Here is a 19,705-nt window from a genome sequence, read left to right as displayed (position 1 = left end):
GCCCGATGATCGCTCTGGACCCCCGGATCCCCAGGACCCGCACCCGGCACCGACAGGAGCTCCCTTCCGTGACGTACGACATCACCGCCCTGCGCGCCCTGTTCCCCGCCCTGGACGCGGGGACCGCCCACTTCGACGGCCCGGGCGGCACCCAGACGCCCCGCCCGGTCATCGAGGCCATCACCCGGGCGCTGGCGAACCCCTTGTCGAACCGCGGCCAGGTGACCTCGGGCGAGCGCAACGCCGAAACCATCGTCATCGCGGCCCGCACTGCCATGGCCGACCTCCTCGGCGCGCGGCCTTCGGGCATCGTCTTCGGCCGCAGCGCCACCCAGCTCACCTACGACTTCGCCCGTACCCTCGCCATGACCTGGTCGCCCGGGGACGAGGTCGTGGTCACCCGACTCGACCACGACGCCAACATCCGCCCCTGGATCCAGGCCGCCGAGCGGGTCGGCGCCACCGTCCGCTGGGCGGACTTCGACCCCGCGACCGGCGAACTGACCCTCGACCACCTCCGCGCCGCGCTGTCCGACCGCACCCGGCTGGTCGCCGTCACCGCCGCCTCCAACCTGATCGGCACCCGGCCCGCGATCCCCGAGATATCCCGTCTGGCCCACGAGGCGGGCGCCCTGGTCCATGTCGACGGCGTCCACTACACCGCGCACGCCCTGGTCGACATCGGGCCGCTCGGCGCGGACTTCTTCGTGTGTTCGCCGTACAAGTTCCTCGGCCCGCACCACGGCGTCCTCGCCGCCCGGCCCGAACTGCTCGACACCCTGCGCCCCGACAAGCTCCTGCCGTCCTCCGACATGGTGCCCGAACGCTTCGAACTCGGCACCCTGCCCTACGAGTTGCTCGCGGCCACCAGCGCCGCCGTCGACGTCCTCGCCGGCCTCGACCCGGACGCCACCGGCACCCGCCGCGAGCGCCTGACCGCGAGCCTGGCCGCACTCCACCGGCACGAGGAGACCCTGCGCACCCGCATCGACGAGGGCCTCGCCGCGCTCGACGGCATCACCGTCCACTCGAAGGCGGCCCACCGCACACCCACCGTGCTGCTCACGCTCGACGCGTCCTTCGGTGAACACGGCACCCAGGACGCCTCCCGCTTCCTGGCGGAACGCGACGTCCACGCACCGTCAGGCTCCTTCTACGCCCTCGAAGCCTCCCGCCGACTCGGCCTGGGCGACTCGGGCGGCCTGCGCATCGGCCTCGCGCCCTACACCAGCGCCGAGGACGTCGAACGGCTGCTGACCGGACTGGAGTTGTTCCTGAAGCGGGCGGCTCACTGACGATCGGGTCCACTGCGGGCGCCGGGTTCGCTGGCGTCGAACCTGCGCACCTCATTGCGTATGCGCGTGCCCCACGTGGCGAGGAGCGCCGTGACCTCCGGAGTGGCGACATGCCGGTCGAGGGCGTCCTGGGACGTCCACTGTTCGAGCACCGTGACGGCTCCGGTCGCCGCGGCCTCCACGCAGAACGACATCAGCACGTTGCCCGGGTTGGCCGCCGCGAGCGGGTACGACGTCGCCCGTGCCTCGGCTACGAACGTCTCGACGTCCTCGACGGGAACGAAGACCCGGCCGGCGATGATGACGGCCGTCCGGGCGTCGTCCTGGAGCTTGTTCTGGGAGCTCATCAATCTTCCTCGTCCTTCCTCGTCTGTCGTGTTCGGTCAGGCGGTGTGCTGGTAGGCGGAGTAGGTGAGATAGCCCGCGTCGCCGCCCTGGAAGTACGTGGCCGGATCGGCGGGCGCGACCGGTAGGCCGGTACGGAGCCGTTCCACCAGGTCGGGGTTGGCGAGGAAGGCGCGGCCGAAGCTGATCAGATCCGCCCCCAGGCCGAGCCAGTGGTCGGCGGCGGCCCGGTCGGCCTGCTTCGGGCCCATGGGGAGCACCGGGTTCATGACCAGGGTGCCCGGCCAGGCGCGGCGCAGCCCGATCAGCACCTCTTCCTCGGCGGTCGCCTCCAGGTGTACGTATGCCAGGTCGTGGCGGGCGAGTTCGGCGAGCAGAGCCGCGTACAGCTCCGGCACCTCCCTCTCCTCGACGCCCCAGAAGGTGCCGCCCGGGGAGAGTCTGATCGCGGTGCGGGCCGCGCCCACGGCGTCCACCGTGGCGGCGACCGCCTCGACGACGAAGCGGATGCGGTGGGCGATCGGGCCGCCGTAGCAGTCGGTGCTTAGGTTGGCGTTGGACGACAGGAACTGCGAGGTCGGACGCACCTGCCTCGACGAAGTACGCCAAAGCCTCGCCGCCGCCGATGAAACAGCCTGCTGACAGTCCGAACGTCAATGATCTGCGGGCCCTTGAAGGCGACGAGCGGCAACAACCGCTGAACTGGCTGGTGTTGTGAGTACTTCGGTGGCGTCGAGGGCCGGGTGTGTGAGGTAGAAGAGGCGCAGGTCGTCGACCGTGACCCGGTCGTCGTCCGCGAAGGCATCGGCCGTGCGACGGGCCAGCTCCTCGTCGTGTTCCACGGTGATCAGCCGGGCACCAGCGCCGAGCCCACTGTGCAGCCAGGCGGTACCCACGCCCAGACTTCCTGCGGTTTCGAGGCGACGGCGGCCACCTTGAGCAGCCTGCCTACCTCCGGGATGCAGCTCCACTTGATGCCCTCCTCGGACGCGACCCGCTCAGCGGCCATCACACGTGACGGAACAGCGCGCCCTGTCATCTGCCGAGGCGGATGAAGGAAAAAAGAGGTGGCCAATGACGGGAAAATGATGGATTTCCCCCTTCAGTAGTGCCCTGCGTCGCCCCTACCGTTGCGTCCGTGTAAACGGCCCGGTCGTCGGCTGATCAGCGCTTCGGGTCGGCGTGACGGTTCCTGGAGGGAGAAGGCGATGGCGCCTGCGGACCCGGTCATCGGAAGCCGATGGCAGGCGTTGACGGGGGAGGGGCTGTCTCATGGCGCCGTGCTGCGGCTCGGCCGCCGGCCGCCCTCTCGCCGCCGTGGGGCCGGGCGTCGTGAAGCCGGGGAGCGCACCTGCCCGTTTCCTCCACCGGCCCGCGTTCCTCTACCCCGGCGTGGTTCTCACCCTCACCCGAACCTCAGAAAGGCCACGGCATGACCACCTCCCCCCTGAACAGGATCGCCGGTGCCCCCATCTCGTGGGGTGTGTGCGAAGTGCCCGGCTGGGGCTACCAGTTGACGCCCGAACGGGTGCTGAAGGAGATGCGCGAGGTCGGCCTGGCCGCCACCGAGTTCGGCCCCGAGGGCTTCCTGCCCGCCGCGCCGGACGCCATGGCCCGGACGCTCGCAGACCACGACCTGCACGCGGTCGGCGGCTTCACCCCGCTGCTGCTGCATGTGCCCGGCCACGACCCGCTGCCCGAGGCCGAACAGCTTCTGGAGGGCTACGCCGCCTCGAAGGCGGAGGTGCTGGTCCTGTCCGCCGTCACTGGCCAGGACGGCTACGACTCCCGGCCCGAACTCGACGCCGACGGCTGGAAGCTGCTGCTCTCCAACCTCGACCGGGTCGCCTCGCTCGCCGCCGAACGCGGCGTACGGGCCGTCCTGCACCCGCACGTCGGCACGATGATCGAGAACGGCGACGAGGTCCGCCGCGTCCTGGAGCACTCGGCGATCTCCCTCTGCCTCGACACCGGCCACCTGCTCATCGGAGGCACCGACCCCGCCGAGCTCACCCGGCAGGCGCCCGAGCGCATCGCCCACACCCACATGAAGGACGTGGACGCCTCCCTCGCCGCCAAGGTCCAGTCCGGACAGCTCAGTTATACCGAGGCCGTGAGCAAGGGCATGTACCGCCCGCTCGGTGCGGGAGACGTGGACGTCCAGGCCATCGTCACGCACCTCAGCGCACGCGGCTACGACGGCTGGTACGTCCTCGAACAGGACACCATCCTCACCGAGGAGCCCACGGCCAAGGGGCCCGTCGAGGACGTGTGGGCCAGCGCGGAGCACCTGCGCACGGTGCTGCGGGGCGTCGCGTAGCCGTACCGAAATATCGGCCGACGAACTTCTGGCCGCTTGCCGGACCACTGCGGGCGAACGCCGCTCCCCCGACGAGGCGGATATTTCGGGCCCTCTTCGAGGGCGCCGGCCTACGGACCTTGGGAAGTCGACGTCTGGGCTGGGGAGTTCGCCGCACTGGCGGGCGCCTGCCGATTGGGTGGATGCCCGGCTCGGGGTTGTGCCGCTGCCGTGGTCCAACCTCAGGACCGTGCACGGCGGTCTACGGCTCGTCGAGGCGGCCGGGCATCCGGCGGGCGGCCTCACCATCGATGTCCGGCACAGCGAGCGCGCGGTCAGCGTTCGTAGACGCCGGTCAGCCGCGCGCGGCCGGCGACGCTTGCGGTGATCGCGGGTAGGAGGGCGCGGGGCCGGGCCCGGTCGATCGGTGTGGTGCCGGGGGCGTTGGCCACGGCGGCCGAGAGGGCGAACAGTTGGAAGACGTAGCGGTGTGGGCCGTGGCCCTTGATGGGTGCGGGGCCGTGGTAACCGCGGCCGATGGTTGAGCGCAACACCCTTACGCCGGGGCCCGGTTGCCGGGAGGACAGGGCGCCGGGTTCCAGGTGTCCGGCCCTCGGGTCGATCAACGCGAGGCAGTGCACGGCCGGTTTGGCGATCGGGACGTCGATGTCCTCGACCACGAGCAGCAGTTGTGCGGTGCCGGAGGGGAGCGGCGACCAGGCCAGGTGGGGCGACAGGTCGGCGCCGTCGACGCTCTTCGCGCAGTGCTTAAGCGGCATGGCCTCGCCGTCGGAGAAGTCCTGGCTCGTGAGGGTCAGCAGCTCGGGGCCCCGTAGGTTGGGCAGGTTCCACGCGGTGTGGGTCTCACCCGCTCTGCGGTTGGCCAGGAGTCGGCCGAGCAGGGTCATCGCGGCGCTTCCACCATGGCGATGACCAAGGCGGCGGTCTGGTCGGGTTCGTCGATGCGGTCGTCCCAACCGGTCGGCAGAGCACCGGCATTCAGTGACTGTCGGGTGTCAGTACGCCCCGGCGCGCGTCCGGTGACGACCTTGACCGGATCGACGATGCCCTTCTGCGAGTCGGTTGATGTCGGTGGCATGGGGTTGCTCCTCCTCGGGTTGCCGGGCTCGGGGTGCGGTGGGCTCAGCCGTCGGCTACTTGTCCGGTCGCGCGAGGACCTCGCCGGTGGCGGCCTCGCGCGGTGCCGGGAACTTGGCCGTGGGGCGGGTGCCGGTGCCGCGCAGAAAGGAGGCGATCGCGGCGAGAAGGGCGAGCGTGGCGCCGAAGGCGAACACGATGACCAGGCCGGAGTGGAAGGGGCCCGATATCAAGGTCGGGAAGAACTCGCTTCCGGTGAGGGTCTCTTGCTGTGCCGCCGTCAGATGGGCCAGGACACCGCTGGGCTGGAGCAGGTGGTGGACCGGATTGACGCCCAACTGGGCGGCGAACAGGGACGAGACCGGGGGCAGGCCGCCGACCTGGGCGGCGACATGGGCCGGGACGCCCTGCTGTTGCAGGCCGGCGGTGAGGGTGTGCGGGAGGCTCCTGGCCAGCCCGGCGATCATGAGGGAGAAGAACACACCGATGGAGACGGCGGTGCCGGAGTTCTGGAAGGTGGCGCGCATACCGGAGGCGACACCGCGCGACCGGGCGGGCACACTGCCCATGATCGAGGAGGAGTTGGGGGAGGCGAACATGCCGCTCGCGATCCCGTTGAGTGCGATCAGCATCGCGAAGACCGGGTAACCGAAGTCGATCGGCAGGGACATCAGGCCCAGGAAGCTGGCGCCGAACAGCAGCGCGCCGCCGGTGGCCAGGCCCCGGGAGCCGAGGCGGTCGGAGAGATAGCCGGAGACGGGGCCGGCCGCGAGGAACCCGGCGGTCAGCGGCAGCATGAAGATGCCGGCCCACAGCGGTGTGTCGCTGTAGTGGTAGCCGTGCAGCGGAAGCCAGATGCCCTGCAACCAGATGATCAGCACGAACTGCATCCCGCCCCGGCCTATCGAGATGGCCAGGCCCGCCAAGTTGCCGAAGGTGAAGGCCCGTTGGCGGAAGAGACTCAGCTGGATCATCGGCGCGGAGGCGCGGTTCTCGATGACGACGAACGCCGCCAGGAGGAGCAGCCCGCCGACGATCAGTACGTCGACCAGGGGGTTGGTCCAGCCCATGGTGTGCCCGTCGTAGGGCTGGAGGCCGGCGGTGATCGCGATCAGGGTGGCACTGAGGCCCACCGCGAACGTGATGTTGCCCCACCAGTCGATCCGACCGCCGTCGCGCCGGGTGGTCTCGCGCAGGGTGCGGTAGGCCCACAGCGTGAAGAACACGCCGACGGGAACATTCACCCAGAACACCGCCCGCCAGTCCCAGGCCGACAGCAGACCGCCGGCAACCAGACCGACGAACATGCCGCCCAGGGCGGCGACCTGGTTGATGCCCAGGGCGAAGCCGCGCTGTTCCTCGGGGAAGGCGTCGGTGAGGATCGCGGCCGAGTTCGCGGTCAGCATCGAGCCGCCTACGGCCTGCACCACCCGCCAGGCGATCAGCCACATCGCTCCGTGGCCGCCGTCGAACGGGTCGAAGGACAGCAGGATCGAGGCGAACGTGAAGACCGCGAACCCTGAGTTGTAGATCCGGACCCGGCCGTACATGTCGCCGAGGCGGCCGACCGTGACCACCAGGACGGCCTGGACCAGCCGGTACCCCATGATCATCCAGAGCAGGTAGGCGATGTTGCCCGGTGCGAGCGGGTCCAGGTGCACGCCACGGAAGATCGCCGGCAGGGCGATCAGCACAATGGAGCCGTCCAGCGCGGACATGAAGACCGCGGCGGTCGTGTTCGTCAGGGCGGTCCACTTGTACCGGTCCTCGCCGGCCTGACGACTCGGGGCATGCGCTTCGGGGGTGTTCGTCATCCGCCTGCTTCCTCCGGATCCGTCGGCGTCAGATGGTCTGGGCCAGTCGCTGCAACAGCGGTGCCGCCGCCGCGAGTTGCTCCAGCTCCGTCGGGGTGAACGCGCCGCTGGTCAGGGCGCGGGCGAGGAGTTCGGCCCGTTCGTTCCGCTTGTTCCGCAGCGCCTGGCGCCCCGCGTCGGTCACCGACAGCACCACCCGCCTGCCGTCGTCCGGATCCGGACGACGCTCGACCAGGCCGCGCGTCCGCAGCGCGCCCAGCGTCGCCCCCATGGCCTGCGCGGTGATCTGCGCGTCCCGGGCCAGCGCCGAGGAGGTGGTGGGGCCCGTGCGGTCGAGCTGCGACAGGGCGGACCGCTCGGGCATCGTGAGCCCGCCTACGAGCGGCACTTGGCGTGCTCGCCGCACCAGCAGGCCGATACTCGACAGCAGGGCTGAGGCGACTGCCTCAGGGTCCAGGTCGTCGTTCATATGCTAAGGCTACTTTATCAACCTGCCTTAGGGGATCCGTCCGGCTGGTTCTGAAGGTGCGAGGGGAGGGGGGCCTCTGCGATGCCGGTGGAGTAGACGCCGTTCTGGAGCATGTCCGGGGTCACTCGGACTCCCGTGAGTTCTTCGGCGAGGGCGATGTATTCCTCAAGGCCGCAGTAACCGGTCTCGAAGTCGCACCCGGCTCGCCGCATGTGGTCGACGAGGTCGTCGGGGGTGCTGCCCTCGCGGTGGAGCGGGCCTTCGAACCGGGTACGCAACTCGCCGTCCTCCCACCAGGAGAACAGGTGCGAGGCGTTGGGGCTGAGGAAATGCGACACGCCCCTGGTGCCTGAAGTCGCGTGGTTCATGGCGTCGGTATGGATCTCGATGCCGCCGTTGATCTCCAGGGCCAGGACCCAGTCGGCGTCTTCGCCGCGGACGGGGATGGCACCGACGAAGAAATGGTCGCCCCAGTCGACCTCGTCCTCCTGGAATGCGTGGTCGCGGGCGACGAAGGCGTCGAAGCCTGCGAAGTCGCCCTGCGGTTCCGCGCCGATGAGATCGAGGAACTCCTGCGGCGACAGCCCGCGCACCAGCGTCAGGGTGTAGCCCTCAAGCAGATAACCACCGTGGAAGTCCCGGAGCCAGGAGCGGCGGGAGGGTTGATTGGCCATGGGCGGTCATGCTGCCAGGCGCCAGTGACAGACACCCCGAGCTACGGAGTCGCGGCGACAGCCCGCGCAGCGCGTTCCACGTCACCGCCGTGCACAGCGCCGTGGCCAAACACATCAACAGCATCTTCTCCAAGCTCGATCTGCCGTCGGTCGACAGCGACCATCGCCGGGTGCCGGCCGTACTGCGGTTCCTGAGCGCCGGGTGACCGGGGCCAACCGCAATCCGTGCGCGACGGTAATCGGCTTTCCCGTCGGGGCGGGTACGGGCTAGGGTCCGAACAGCGAGTCACCGACGAGGAGTTGGAGCAGGGAGATGCCCGGTCGTCCGGGCGCGCGTTGACGTCGTAGGCCTGATCGGCCCGTCATCGCGTGCCGCCCTCGAAGCTGCGGCACAGCGAGCCTTCCCCCGTCCGAACCGTGGAGCGCCTTCTGCGCGCCGGTTCGCGGGCCTCGTTGTCGGCGACTCAAAGGGTTCCCGTGCCGTCTTCTTCCTCCGCTGTATCCGATGCCGGTCGGCCTGTTCCGTCGAGCCTGTGGCGGGACGCCGACTTCCGTCGACTCTGGGTGGGGCAGACCGCCTCCCAACTCGGCGAACACACAAGCCTGGTGGTGCTGCCGCTCCTCGCCGTCCTGACACTGGGCGTCGGTGCCGGACAGTTGGGCGTCCTGCGCGCTGTGGGGCAGGCGCCGATCCTGCTGCTCTCGCTCTTCGTCGGCGCGTGGGTGGACAGGTGGCGGACGCGCACGGTGATGGTGTGGGCGGACGTCGGCCGGACCCTGCTGCTGGGCGCGGCCGCAGCGGCCGGATTCCTCAACTGGCTTGGTCTGCCGGTGTTGTTCGTGGTCGCTTTCGCCGCCGGGAGCCTGTCCGTGTTCTTCGATGTGGCCTACCAGGCTTCCCTGGTACGGCTGGTGACACGCCATCAGTTGGTTCCGGGCAACAGTGCGTTGGAGGGCAGCCGGTCCGCGGCCCAGATCGGTGGCCCCGCGCTCGGCGGTGCGCTGGTGTCCCTGCTGTCGGCTCCGGTCGCCGTCGCCTCCGGCGCGTTGTTCTTCACGCTCTCCTTCCTGTCGGTGCGACGGATCCGCCGCACCGAAGCGATCCCGGCGTGCTCGGAGCGTCCAACTCGGGTATGGCGGCGGATTCATGAGGGCCTACGTTTCGTCGCCGGCGATCCCTCGCTGCGTACCGTGTGCTTCGCCTCGGCCGCCTTCCAGTTCTCGCTCGCGGCCATGATGACCGTCTATCTGGTCTTCCTTCCACGGGAACTGCACCTGTCGGGCACCGCCGTAGGTCTGGCGCTCGCGGCGACCGGGCCGGGTGCGCTCGTCGGCTCGATCCTGGCCGCCCGGCTGCCGGGCCGGTTCGGATACGGCAGGGTGCTCCTGGTCGCGGCGATACTCGGCGACGGCGCGTTCCTGTGTGTACCCGCGCTGCACGGGCCGTCCGCGATGACGGTTTCCGTCCTCGTCGCGGTCAACTTCGTGTTCGGGACCGGCAGTCAGCTCGTGAACGTCACTGTCATGGCGGTCCGGCAGGCCCTGACCGGGGACGGGATGCAGGGGCGTGCGGCCGCGACGATCACGTTCGTGGGGATGGGGCTGACACCGCTGGGTTCGCTGCTCGGCGGTCTCCTCGCCCGGGAGTTGGGGCTGCGGACCAGCCTCCTGGTGACCGCCGCGGGCATGTTGCTGTCCCCGGCGCTGATGGCGCTGTCTCCTCTTGTACGTCTGGGCCGGGACCTTGGCTAATCTGCACCGGTGACCATCGACCTGACCCTGCTGCCTCGTGTCGCCCACAAAAGACAGGAGGTCACCGCGCCCCGGCTGCGCGGACTCCTGGCGCTGCTCGCGGGCGACCTGCGCACGGGCTGCGGCACCGAGCGGCTGGTGGCCGGGCTGTGGCCGGACGAACTGCCGGAGCGGCCGGGAAAGGCGCTCCAGGTTCTCGTGTCCAGGGCGCGGGCGCAGTTGGGCGCGGACCTCATCATCAGCACGCCGATTGGTTACCGGCTCGCCCTGAGCGAGGAACAGGTCGACAGTTCCGCCCTGTTGCTGCACGCCGCCGCCTGCGCGGACCGGGCGCGGGCCGGGGACCACGCGGGATCACTGGCCGCGGCCGAGGCCGGACTCGCCCTGTGGGAAGGCACCCCGGACGAGAGCGGTGACACCGACGACCCTGTCGCCGCGCTGCGCGCCGAACGCGCCCCCGTCCGCGATGCGCTCGTCCGCGCGCAGGCCCTCGCGCTCGCCCGCCTCGGGCGGCACGCCGAAGCCGCGGGACCGCTGGCTCTGGCCGCCGCGGAGCACCCGCGCGACGAGGAGGTGCTCGCCGAACTGCTGCGCGGTGAGGCGAGGACGGCCGGCCCGTCCGCCGCGCTGACCCGGTACGAGGAGTACCGCCGTGAGCTGCGCGACGAACTCGGCACGGACCCCGGCGCCGCGCTCAAGGCCGTACAACAGGAACTGCTGCGCGGCGAGGCGCCCGTGGCCAGGCACGGGGTGCCGCACGAGCCGAACCCGCTCCTCGGGCGGGACGAGGACATCGCCGCCGTGGAGCGGCTGCTGCGGGTCTCGCGCGCCGTCACCGTCGTAGGACCCGGGGGTCTCGGCAAGACCCGGCTCGCGCATGCCGTCAGTCGCCGGGCTGAGCAGCGCGTGGTGTACTTCGTGCCCCTCGCCGGTGTCACCGCGGATCAGGACGTGGCCGCCGAGGTTTCCTCCGCGCTCGGCGCGGGCGAGGGGCGGCCCGGCGCGCTGAGCGGCCACGACCCGGTGTCCGGCATCCTCGGCGTGCTCGGCACCGGACCCGCGCTGCTGGTCCTGGACAACTGCGAGCAGGTCGTCCGGGGCGCCGCCGACCTCGTACAGGCCCTCGTCTCGTCCGCCGGCGATCTGCGGGTGCTCGCCACCAGCCGGTCCCCGCTGGGCCTCAGCTCGGAAGCGGTGTACGCGCTGCCGGAGCTGGGTCTCGACATCTCGGTCGAGCTGTTCACCCAGCGGGCCCGGGCCGCCAGAAGCGGAGTGGAACTGCCCTCGGACGCGGTGGCCGAGTTGTGTCGCCACCTCGACGGGCTGCCGCTCGCCGTGGAGTTGGCGGCGGCCCGGGTGCGCGTCCTGTCGGTGCCGGACATCGCCCGTCGCCTCGGCGACCGGTTCGCGCTGCTGCGCGGCGCGGCCCGGGACGCGCCCGAGCGCCACCGCACCCTGCACGCCGTCGTGGAGTGGAGCTGGAACCTCCTCGCCGAGGACGCCAGGGCCGCGCTGCGCACGCTGTCCGTCTTCCCCGGCGGCTTCTCCGGCGAGGCGGCGGAGCAGGTGCTCGGCGACGACGCGCTGTTCCTGCTGGAGCAGTTGGCCGACCAGTCGCTGCTCACCGTCGCCGACACCCCGGCCGGCGTGCGGTTCCGGATGCTGGAGACCGTACGGGAGTTCAGCGCGGCCCGGCGCGCGGAGGCGGGCGAGGACGAGGAGGCCGTCGGTCAATTCCTCGCCTGGGCACGGGACTTCGGGGTCGCGCACCACGACGTGCTCTTCGGCTCGGACTCGCAGGCCGCCTTTGAACGGATCAAGGCCGAGCAGGACAACCTCGTCTCCGCCCTGCGCCATGCCCTGGCCCGCACGGACAACCCTGCCACCGCAGCCCTCACCGCCGTCCTCGGCAGCCTGTGGTCCACCGCCACCAACTACCCCCGCCTCGCTGCCCTCGCCGAGGACACCGGGCCGCCCCTGTCGCACTACCGCCCTGAGCCCCCGTACGTCGAAGTCGCCCGCACCGCAGCCGTGTTGGGCACGGTGACGGTCTTCATGGGCCCCGGCCCGCGCGCCGTACGCCAGCTCGTCACGCTCCGGCGGCTGCCGACGGCCCCACCGGACACCCTGATGCGCGCGACCGCGATCGTGCTGAGCGCCATTCCCGAGATACGGCCGCCCGGTTACGACGTGCTGCGCGAACTCTGCGAAGACGCGGGCGAAGGCCGGGGCGGCGGGCAGCCGTTGCTCTCCGGCATCGCCGAGTGCGTCGCCTGCTACGTCTGGGAGTTCGAGCACGACATCGACCGCGCCCTTGTCTCGGCCCGCCGGACCGTCGCCGGACTGGCGCCGGTCGACAATCCGTCCGTGCAGCTCATGGTGCACTCCAGGCTGAGCGAGCTGTGCCTGCGGACGGGGCGGGGCGAGGAGGCGTACGAACATCTCAAGGCGTCGCTCGACGTGCTGCCGCGGCTCGGCGACGGGAGCGACCACATCGGCATCCGCTCGCTCCTCGTCCTCGCCTGTCTCCAGCGCGGCGACGCCGACGAGGCCGAGTACTGGCTGCGGCAGTCGGAGCGCGAGAGCATGCCGCCGGAGGACGACTTCTACCGGCCCGACCTCGGCGGGCGTGCCGAGATCGCGCTCGCTCGCGGACTGACGGAGGTCGGACTCGGCCTGTGGCGCGGCGCGATGGAGCGCATGCTCGCGGCCGGTTCGCGTCGCGGGGACGACGGCGCGCTCGACCCGTGGGCGTACATGATCCAGTCGGTGGCGGTGACGGCCCACGCACGGGCCGGCCGGCTCGGGCTGGTCGCGGACGCGGTCGACCGGCTGCGACGGCACCTGCGGACGCTGCTCGTCGAGCCGTACGGCTCGCCCTCCGAACTCCCCTTGTTCGGGACGATGTTGCACGCCCTCGGCATGGTGGGACTCACGTCCGGCGACACCGGTGCCGTACGGATGATCGCGCTGGCCGAACGGCTGGGCGCGATGCGGGAGTTCCAGCCGACGATGTCGGCGGGCCTCGCCCGGCGGGCGGCCGAGGACGCCGACGGGGCGGCGTACGCCGACGCGGTGTCGGAGTACGCCGCCCTGGGGCGGGACGAGCTGCGGGACGCGGCCCGCGCTGTCATGGCGGTTACTTCGGGTCGCGGTTGAAGGTGGCCGTCGACCAGCGGTAGCCGAGCACGGTCAGTCCGACGCACCAGGCGATCGCGATCCACCAGTTGTCGCCGATCCCGGTGCCGAGCAGCAGGCCGCGCAGGGTCTCGATGGCCGGGGTGAACGGCTGGTACTCGGCGATCGGCTGGAACCAACCCGGCATGGTGTCGGCCGGGATGAAGGCGCTGGAGATGAGTGGGAGAAGGATCAACGGCTGGGCGCTGTTGGCGGCCGCTTCCGCGCTCGGGCTGGCCATGCCCATCCCGACCGCGATCCAGGTGAAGGCCAGGGAGAACAGCACCAGCAGTCCGAACGCCGCCAGCCACTCCAGGGGCGTGGCGTCAACGGACCGGAAACCGATGGCCACGGCGACGGCTCCGACGAGGACCACACTGGCGACGCACTGGAGCACACTGCCGACCACGTGCCCGACGAGCACCGACCCGCGGTGGATCGCCAGGGTCCGGAAGCGGGCGATGATGCCCTCGTTCATGTCGGTGGCGACGGACACCGCGGCCCCGATCACGGTGCCGCCGATGGTCATCATCAGGATGCCCGGGACGATGTAGGCGATGTAGTCGGAGCGGTCCGCGCCACCGATGCCCGTACTCATCACATCGCCGAAGATGTAGACGAAGAGCAGCAACAGCATGATCGGCGTGAGCAGCAGGTTCAGGGTGAGGGACGGGTAGCGGCGCGCGTGCAGCAGGTTGCGGCGCAGCATCGTGGACGAGTCGCGGACCGCGAGGGACATCCGGGTCGGGCGGGTGGGAGCCAGGGGGGTGCTCATCGGGCGTTCTCCTTGGACTGGTGGGGGACCTTGGCGCCGCCGGTCAGGGCGAAGAACACGTCGTCGAGGTCGGGGGTGTGGACGGTGAGTTCGTCCGCCTCGATGCCGGTCGAGTCCAGCCAGTCGAGGATGGAGCGCAGCTCGCGCTGGCTGCCGCCGCTGGGGATCTGGAGCGAGAGCGCCTCGTCGTCGCGGGTGGCCTCGCGCAGGGCGGTGGCGGCGGACTGGTAGGCGGCCGGGTCGGTGAAGCGGAGCCGGACGTGTCCGCCGGGGACGAGCCGCTTGAGTTCGTCGGCACTGCCTTCGGCGGCGATCACGCCGTCGTGCAACACCGCGATGCGGTCGGCGAGTTCGTCCGCCTCGTCCAGGTACTGGGTGGTGAGGAAGACGGTCGCCCCGGCGGCGACCAGGTCGCGGATGATGCCCCACATGGTGTGGCGGGAGCGGGGGTCGAGGCCGGTGGTGGGTTCGTCGAGGAAGATGATGCGGGGGTCGCCGACCAGGGTCATGGCGAGGTCGAGGCGGCGCTTCATACCGCCGGAGTAGGTGGAGGCGGGCTTCTTCGCGGCCTCGGTGAGATCGAAGCGCTCCAGCAGTTCGGCGGCGGTCCGGCGGCCCTCCTGCTTGGAGAGGTGGTGCAGGTCGGCCATGAGGAGCATGTTCTCCTCGCCGGTGATCAGTCCGTCCACGGCGGAGAACTGCCCGGTGACGCCGATCGCCGCGCGTACGGCCTGCGGGTCGCGGGCCAGGTCGTGGCCACCGACCCGCAGCTCGCCGGCGTCGGCGGTGACGAGGGTGGAGAGGATCTTGACGGCGGTGGTCTTGCCGGCCCCGTTCGGACCGAGCAGGGAGAAGACGGTCCCGGCCGGCACGGCCAGGTCGATACCGTCGAGAACCGTCTTGCCCCCGTAGGCCTTGCGCAGCCCGGTGGCTGAGATCGCGAGTTCGTCGGTCGTTGTCGTCATGCCGCAGAGCTTGCGGCGCGGCGCATTCAGCGCGGTTTCACGCTGGTTTCAGCGCCCTGGAACCGGGGCCTTCGGCGGGCCCACGTCCACAAGGAGCACGCGGGGAGCCGCGCCGATAGGCTGAGAGCGCTCGGTACAGCAGCGCGGGCCCCGCACGTCGGCGCACCCCAGCCGGAATCCCAGCGACCGCAGCACAGGAGGCATCGTGGCCGGTCAGTTCGAGGCGACAGCCGAGATCAACCGCCCCATCGAGGAGGTCTTCGCCTTCCTCGCCGCCGGCACGAACGACCCGAAGTTCAGCCCGAGGGTCCAGGAGATCACCAAGACACCGGAGGGGCCGACGGCCGTGGGCACGGTCTTCACGAGCACGGTCAAGGACGCCGGCATGAAGACGGGCCGCAAGTTCAGGATCACCGAACTGGAGGCACCTCACCGGATCCGCTGGTCGGAGATCTCCAAGAACGTCGTCACGGCCGACGAAGGCGGCTACGACCTCGAAATCGTCGGTCCGGGCACGACCAAGGTGAGGATCTTCAATGTCCTCGAAGGCCACGGCATCGGAAAGCTGCTCGTGGGCTTCGCGCTGAGTGCGGCACGCAAGGACGCGCCCGGATTCGGGCAACGGATCAAGACGGCGGTGGAGGCCTCCTGAACTGCCGGTCTCTCCGGACGACCGGTCCGCCTAGTAACGGGCCGTCGAGGGACGGCTGTTGTACGCCTCCACGGTCAGGACCGGATGGCCCGAGGCCAGGGCCCGGCTCGGCCAGGACAACGTGACGGACTGTGACTCGCCGGGCAGCAGCCACAGGTAATTGTCGCTGTACAGCGTCGGCAGCACACGCTTCCCGGTCGCACCGTTCGTCAGCGAGAGCCGGACCAACGCGGCGACGGCCGGACCGTCGTTGTGGACGGTGCCGGTCAGCACGGTCCGGCTGCCGGACCGGGACAGGCGCCCGGGCGTCGCGGACACCTTCGTGCGCGGTGCCGTGCTCAAGGCCCGCATCGCGGCCGGTGTGCGATAACGCCAGTAGGTGTTGCGCGACAGGACCCGGCCGTCACCGCTCTCCAGCGTCAGGCGCAGGAGGTGCAGATCGGGCAGGCCGGCGGTCCAGGGGACGGTGAACGCCTTGGTCGTCGTGGCCGGTGCCACGTCCACACGCGCGCTCCTGCTCTGCCCCAGCCGACGGCCCGACAGCTCGAGCAACTGGGCGGACACGACGGCCTTTTGCCGGCCTTCGCGCGTGTGGTTGACCGCCAGGACCTGCCCCTCGGGGTCGGCCTGGACATGCAGCGGCTCGCAGGCCGAACGGGCGCCGTAGTAGGTGCCGTTGACGTCGAAGTCGTAGTCGTAGGTCTGCCAGACCGTGCTGTGCCACGCCGGGTGGGACATCCACAGCATGAGACCGCTGGCGTTGTCCCAGAGGTTCGCGTTCCACGCCTCGAACATGGCGCGCGTGTTCTCGTAGTTGACGAACTGGGCCTTGCGGGCGAAGTCGTCGAGGTCGGTGACGGCCCCCAACCGCGCCTCTACGGCCGCCTTGTAGTTCTGCGGCGCCTGGTTCCCGTGCTCGCTCCAGTCGTGGTAGTACCACGCGCCGCGTATCGGCCACTCGGGCTCGTCGCCGGTCATGTTCCGCATGCTGGCGGCGGTGGAGACGACGGGCATGCCGATCTCGGTGTGGAAGCCGAAGTCCTTGCTGCCGTAGGTGGACGGGTCGAAGTACTTCTCCGGCTCGACCCAGCCGTAGGGTCCGCCGCCGGTGATGATGCCGCCGGCCGAGTTGTTCTGGTAGAGGACGCCGGGGGCCTGGTCCTCCACGGCCTGGCGCATGCCCAGGTCGATCGCGGCCGGCGGGTTGCCCTCGTTGGCGCCGCACCAGATGACGACGCTGGGGTGGATGCGGTAGCGCAGGACGGTGTCCCGGGCTATCGAGTTGAAGGCGTCGTGGTCCGGCGGGTCCATGCCCCAGGCGTTGGGGAAGTCGTTCCACACCAGGATGCCGTGCTCGTCGCAGGCGGCGAAGAACTCCTCGCGGTCGGAGGTGCCGACCCAGTTGCGGATCATGGTGAAGTTCATGTCGCGGTGCATCCGCACGGCCGCGTCCATCCGCTCCGGCGGCATCCGGCGCAGCAGTTCGTCCCAGCCCCAGTTGCCGCCGCGGGCCAGCACCCGCACCCCGTTCACGCTGATCTTCAACGGGTCGGGCGTGTTGGACACCGACTTCACGTCGGTCCAGGTGTCCGCGTCGTCCGACACCTGGATGACATAGGTCTTCGGGTAGGCCGACTCCCACAGGAGGGCCACCCGGTCGAACCGCTTCGCGGCCCCGAGGTCGACCTGGATCCACTGGTTGTCCTCGTAGGCCGAGGACCAACGGGTGCTGGGATCGCCGTCCGTGGCCTGTGCGGCCGGGTGGTCGGGATCCTCGGTGGAGGCGGTTGTCGTACGGTGGAGGGCGAGGTCTGTGCCGGGGCCGGCGCTGTCGATGACGCCGAGGGACCACAGGGAGTTGCCCCAACTGGTGTTGCGCAGCCCGCAGGCGATCCGGACATAGCGCGCGGTGCGAGCGGCGAAGTCCTCCACCTGGAGGCTCGCGCTGCCGTTGTTGAAGGGCAGCGGGACCGCGCTGTTGTCCACCGGGGCGGCATCGGTCCAGGTCTCGTTGTCGGTGGAGACCTGCACCACGAAGGTCTTCGCGTACGCCTGCTCCCAGACCAGGTCGACCCCGTCGAAGGACTGCGCGGACCCCAGGTCGACCCGGATCCACTGGTCGTCCTCGTAGGCCGAGGACCAGCGGGTGCCGGGATCGCCGTCGGTCACGTTGGCCGGGCCGTGGTCGTCCGAGTCCGTGCTCGAAGCGTCGGCCGTCGCGTGCAGGGCGAGGTCGGTGGCGGGCCGGGCGCTGTCGCGTACGGCGACGGTCCACAGGGAGTAGCCCCAATTGGAGGCCCGGGTAAGGCATTTGACGCGCACGTACCGTGCCTGTTGCCGGTCGAAGGTGACGGACTGGGTATAAGCGTCACCGGAGTTGGCGAACGGCAGCGGCACCTCGTACTCGTAGCCGAACTGACGAATGCCGAACCGCGTGGTGCGGCGGTCGCTCTCGGAACCGTCGACCGACGCGACCAGGGTGAGCTGGTGCAGGGTCGGGTCGCCCAGTCCGTTGGGCCACCACAACGCGGGCTTGTGCAGGCGGAGTTGAGTGAAGGCGTCCGGGGTGAAGGTGACGTCGACGCTCTGCCCCGCGGGCACGGTGACGACCTTGCTGACGCGAACCTTGTCGAAGGACGCGGAGACCGTCGTCCGGTGGTCGGCTGTGTCGGCGTTGCGGACCGGGACGACGACCGTCAGCTCGGCGACCGACACGTCGGGCAGGTTCGGCAGGACGGTGTCGACACGCGGATCGCCGATCACCACATGGCCGGTCGATCTCAGCCGCACGTGGTTCCAGATGCCGGCGGCCCGGTCGCGTACCGCCGGCATCCAGTCCCAGCCCGAAGAGGCCAGGTAGGTGGGGGAGTTGAGGTTCATCTGGTTGGCGCCCGCGTCCACCCAGGACTCACCGGCGGGGCCTTTGTCGCCGGGGCTGCCGGGCACCGGCATCGGCGTGATCTTCACCGCGAGCGCGTTCGCGCCGCCCGTCGCGAGCACCTCGGTCACGTCGTGGGCCGAGCGGGCGAAGGGATACGTCAGACCGCCCACGTGGTGGCCGTTGAGCCAGATGTCGGCGGTGTGGTTGATGCCGTCGAACTCCAGCCAGACCCGGCGTCCGGCCCCGGTGCGCAGACCGCGCGGCAGCTCGAAGTCCCGCTTGTACCACCAGGAATGACGTGACAGCGCCTCCGGGACGTGGAGGTTGTTGAGTCCGGCTACGGGGTCGGGCAGCTTGCCCTGGTCCACGAGTGAGCCCAGTACCGTGCCGGGCACGGTGGCCGGCAGCCAGCTGCTGGTGTCGACGGATGCCTTCGACAGCGCTGGGCCGTCGGCGCCGGCCCAGTCGTCGAGCGTCAGCCGCCAGCCGGACTCCACCGGCACCGTGCCGTCGTCGGCCACCGCCAGCTTGGGCGCCGGTCCGGAGTGGGTGCCCCAGTCCGTCCAGCCCGTGGCCGACGGCCGATGTCCCTTGGCGGTGCCGTAGACCTCGAAGCCGTTGAGGCCAAGGGGGTTGGGGTTGGAGCGCCGCTGCGAGGTCATTCGGACCCAGCGCGCGGTGACCGGGCGGGGCGGCTGGACGGTCACCACTCCGCCGGTGCCCGACGTGGTGCGGTACACGCTGGTCCAGGACGAGTGATCGGTGGACGTCTCGACGACGAACTCGACGGAGTAACTCGACTGGATCTCCTTGCCCGTGGTGCCGTCGGCCGGATTGCCCGAGGTCGGGGGAGTGAACACCGGGTCGCTCGCGTCGGCCTCGAAGGTGAGACGGATCGAAGTGACGTCGCAGGCGGCCTGGAGGTCGATCGAGATCCACTGCGGGTCGCCCGCGCCGGCCCGCCAGCCGCTGCCCCGTACGCCCGGCGAGGTGAGCCGGTCCACCACGAACGAACCCGGGGTGGGCGCGTAGGCGGTCGAGGAGACGGACACGGGGCGGTAGAGCGCGAGTTCACCAGGGGTGGCGGGCGCGGCGGCCTCGGCGGCGGATGCGGTCGACGCGGGCAGCAGGGAACCAAGGCCGAACCCCGCCAGCAGAGTTGAGCCCGTGGTGACGAGGGAGCGTCGCGACAGGTGTGGCGAGCTCGGCTGATCTGTCATGAGCGTGATGTCCCATCAAGAACCAGTTCAAGAACCAGTGGCGCTGACAACGTTGCCAAAGGCTGTGACGCATGCCGGGTCATGTCAACCCCTGGCGCACCGTTCTAATAAATTAGGAATTAATATTGACAGGGTTTCGGTCGCACGCCACAGTCGTCGCCGTGACGCCGGTAGCCCCCTCTCGCGGCGCGGCCCGCGTCACGTCCTCCTGCTTCCCAACCCTCGGGAGAGGCACGTGACTTCACCCCCGCAGGTCCGCACACCCGCGGCGTCCAGACTGACGCGCCGA

General features: G+C 70.4%; 15 protein-coding genes and 2 pseudogenes. 6 read left to right on the top strand and 11 right to left on the bottom strand.

Annotated features, from left to right (window positions below; genetic code table 11):
- The first annotated feature begins 68 nt into the window (after positions 1-68).
- A complete protein-coding gene (locus ABZT04_RS07460) occupies positions 69-1,295 on the top strand; it encodes a cysteine desulfurase-like protein (RefSeq protein ID WP_356054031.1) in 1,227 nt (408 codons plus the stop codon).
- Here the strand turns inward: ABZT04_RS07460 and ABZT04_RS07455 are convergent.
- The 3 genes and pseudogenes from ABZT04_RS07455 to ABZT04_RS07445 all read right to left on the bottom strand — a co-directional run bounded on the left by ABZT04_RS07455 (position 1,289) and on the right by ABZT04_RS07445 (position 2,536).
- On the bottom strand, positions 1,289-1,642 hold the full coding sequence (locus ABZT04_RS07455; protein WP_356054029.1) for an antibiotic biosynthesis monooxygenase: 354 nt from the start codon (positions 1,640-1,642) through the stop codon (positions 1,289-1,291). The two genes, ABZT04_RS07460 and ABZT04_RS07455, sit on opposite strands and share 7 nt — an antisense overlap.
- Positions 1,643-1,678: 36 nt before the next feature.
- A pseudogene (locus ABZT04_RS07450) lies at positions 1,679-2,215 on the bottom strand (alkene reductase); the annotation flags it as partial.
- 78 nt (positions 2,216-2,293) lie between these two features.
- Complete coding sequence (locus ABZT04_RS07445) at positions 2,294-2,536, bottom strand: hypothetical protein (protein ID WP_356054027.1); 243 nt, start codon at positions 2,534-2,536, stop codon at positions 2,294-2,296.
- 536 nt (positions 2,537-3,072) lie between these two features.
- Here ABZT04_RS07445 and ABZT04_RS07440 point away from each other — a divergent pair.
- A complete protein-coding gene (locus ABZT04_RS07440; RefSeq protein WP_356054025.1) occupies positions 3,073-3,960 on the top strand; it encodes a sugar phosphate isomerase/epimerase in 888 nt (295 codons plus the stop codon).
- Positions 3,961-4,274: 314 nt separating this feature from the next.
- On the opposite strand, the gene ABZT04_RS07435 is transcribed toward ABZT04_RS07440, so the two are convergent.
- The 5 genes from ABZT04_RS07435 to ABZT04_RS07415 are packed head-to-tail and all read right to left on the bottom strand — an operon-like array spanning position 4,275 to position 7,994.
- Positions 4,275-4,847, bottom strand: a complete 573-nt coding sequence (locus tag ABZT04_RS07435) for a YbhB/YbcL family Raf kinase inhibitor-like protein (RefSeq protein ID WP_356054023.1) — start codon at positions 4,845-4,847, stop codon at positions 4,275-4,277.
- Entirely contained in the window at positions 4,844-5,038 is a 195-nt protein-coding gene (locus tag ABZT04_RS07430; RefSeq protein WP_356054021.1) for a hypothetical protein, read from the bottom strand. The genes ABZT04_RS07435 and ABZT04_RS07430 overlap by 4 nt, the downstream gene beginning before the upstream one ends.
- Before the next feature lie 55 nt (positions 5,039-5,093).
- On the bottom strand, positions 5,094-6,851 hold the full coding sequence (locus ABZT04_RS07425) for an MFS transporter (protein WP_356054019.1): 1,758 nt from the start codon (positions 6,849-6,851) through the stop codon (positions 5,094-5,096).
- Positions 6,852-6,879: 28 nt separating this feature from the next.
- Positions 6,880-7,320 (bottom strand): MarR family transcriptional regulator, encoded by a 441-nt coding sequence (locus ABZT04_RS07420; RefSeq protein WP_356054017.1) that lies wholly within the window; start codon positions 7,318-7,320, stop codon positions 6,880-6,882.
- Positions 7,321-7,337: 17 nt separating this feature from the next.
- Entirely contained in the window at positions 7,338-7,994 is a 657-nt protein-coding gene (locus tag ABZT04_RS07415; RefSeq protein WP_356054014.1) for a DUF6461 domain-containing protein, read from the bottom strand.
- 95 nt (positions 7,995-8,089) lie between these two features.
- Between ABZT04_RS07415 and ABZT04_RS07410 the strand changes: the two are divergent.
- The 3 genes and pseudogenes from ABZT04_RS07410 to ABZT04_RS07400 all read left to right on the top strand — a co-directional run.
- Positions 8,090-8,200 (top strand): annotated as a pseudogene (locus ABZT04_RS07410) (DNA-binding response regulator); the annotation flags it as partial.
- Between the two features lie 271 nt (positions 8,201-8,471).
- Positions 8,472-9,746, top strand: a complete 1,275-nt coding sequence (locus ABZT04_RS07405) for an MFS transporter (protein WP_356054012.1) — start codon at positions 8,472-8,474, stop codon at positions 9,744-9,746.
- 9 nt (positions 9,747-9,755) lie between these two features.
- Entirely contained in the window at positions 9,756-12,905 is a 3,150-nt protein-coding gene (locus ABZT04_RS07400; RefSeq protein ID WP_356054010.1) for a BTAD domain-containing putative transcriptional regulator, read from the top strand.
- Here ABZT04_RS07400 and ABZT04_RS07395 read toward each other — a convergent pair.
- Both ABZT04_RS07395 and ABZT04_RS07390 read right to left on the bottom strand, forming a co-directional pair.
- Entirely contained in the window at positions 12,886-13,698 is an 813-nt protein-coding gene (locus ABZT04_RS07395; protein WP_356054007.1) for an ABC transporter permease, read from the bottom strand. The genes ABZT04_RS07400 and ABZT04_RS07395 overlap by 20 nt on opposite strands.
- Complete coding sequence (locus tag ABZT04_RS07390) at positions 13,695-14,663, bottom strand: ATP-binding cassette domain-containing protein (protein WP_356054005.1); 969 nt, start codon at positions 14,661-14,663, stop codon at positions 13,695-13,697. Before ABZT04_RS07390 ends, ABZT04_RS07395 begins: the two co-directional genes overlap by 4 nt.
- A gap of 205 nt (positions 14,664-14,868) precedes the next feature.
- Between ABZT04_RS07390 and ABZT04_RS07385 the strand changes: the two genes are divergently transcribed.
- Positions 14,869-15,315: an SRPBCC family protein gene (locus tag ABZT04_RS07385; protein WP_356054003.1), complete on the top strand. Its 447-nt coding sequence runs from the start codon at positions 14,869-14,871 to the stop codon at positions 15,313-15,315.
- 30 nt (positions 15,316-15,345) lie between these two features.
- On the opposite strand, the gene ABZT04_RS07380 is transcribed toward ABZT04_RS07385, so the two are convergent.
- Entirely contained in the window at positions 15,346-19,416 is a 4,071-nt protein-coding gene (locus tag ABZT04_RS07380) for a discoidin domain-containing protein (protein ID WP_356054001.1), read from the bottom strand.
- Positions 19,417-19,705 lie beyond the last annotated feature (289 nt).

The organism is Streptomyces sp. NPDC005492 (assembly GCF_040605995.1).
Classification (GTDB): Bacteria; Actinomycetota; Actinomycetes; order Streptomycetales; family Streptomycetaceae; genus Streptomyces.
This window is presented reverse-complemented; position numbering and strand designations above follow the sequence as displayed.

What these genes read in the sequence shown, in the direction of transcription:
- ABZT04_RS07430 (WP_356054021.1), bottom strand. Translation starts at nt 5,038, where the DNA reads ATGCCACCGACATCAACCGACTCGCAGAAGGGCATCGTCGATCCGGTC.
- ABZT04_RS07415 (WP_356054014.1), bottom strand. Translation starts at nt 7,994, where the DNA reads ATGGCCAATCAACCCTCCCGCCGCTCCTGGCTCCGGGACTTCCACGGT.
- ABZT04_RS07455 (WP_356054029.1), bottom strand. Translation starts at nt 1,642, where the DNA reads ATGAGCTCCCAGAACAAGCTCCAGGACGACGCCCGGACGGCCGTCATC.
- ABZT04_RS07435 (WP_356054023.1), bottom strand. Translation starts at nt 4,847, where the DNA reads ATGACCCTGCTCGGCCGACTCCTGGCCAACCGCAGAGCGGGTGAGACC.
- ABZT04_RS07420 (WP_356054017.1), bottom strand. Translation starts at nt 7,320, where the DNA reads ATGAACGACGACCTGGACCCTGAGGCAGTCGCCTCAGCCCTGCTGTCG.
- ABZT04_RS07390 (WP_356054005.1), bottom strand. Translation starts at nt 14,663, where the DNA reads ATGACGACAACGACCGACGAACTCGCGATCTCAGCCACCGGGCTGCGC.
- ABZT04_RS07440 (WP_356054025.1), top strand. Translation starts at nt 3,073, where the DNA reads ATGACCACCTCCCCCCTGAACAGGATCGCCGGTGCCCCCATCTCGTGG.
- ABZT04_RS07380 (WP_356054001.1), bottom strand. Translation starts at nt 19,416, where the DNA reads ATGACAGATCAGCCGAGCTCGCCACACCTGTCGCGACGCTCCCTCGTC.
- ABZT04_RS07425 (WP_356054019.1), bottom strand. Translation starts at nt 6,851, where the DNA reads ATGACGAACACCCCCGAAGCGCATGCCCCGAGTCGTCAGGCCGGCGAG.
- ABZT04_RS07395 (WP_356054007.1), bottom strand. Translation starts at nt 13,698, where the DNA reads ATGAGCACCCCCCTGGCTCCCACCCGCCCGACCCGGATGTCCCTCGCG.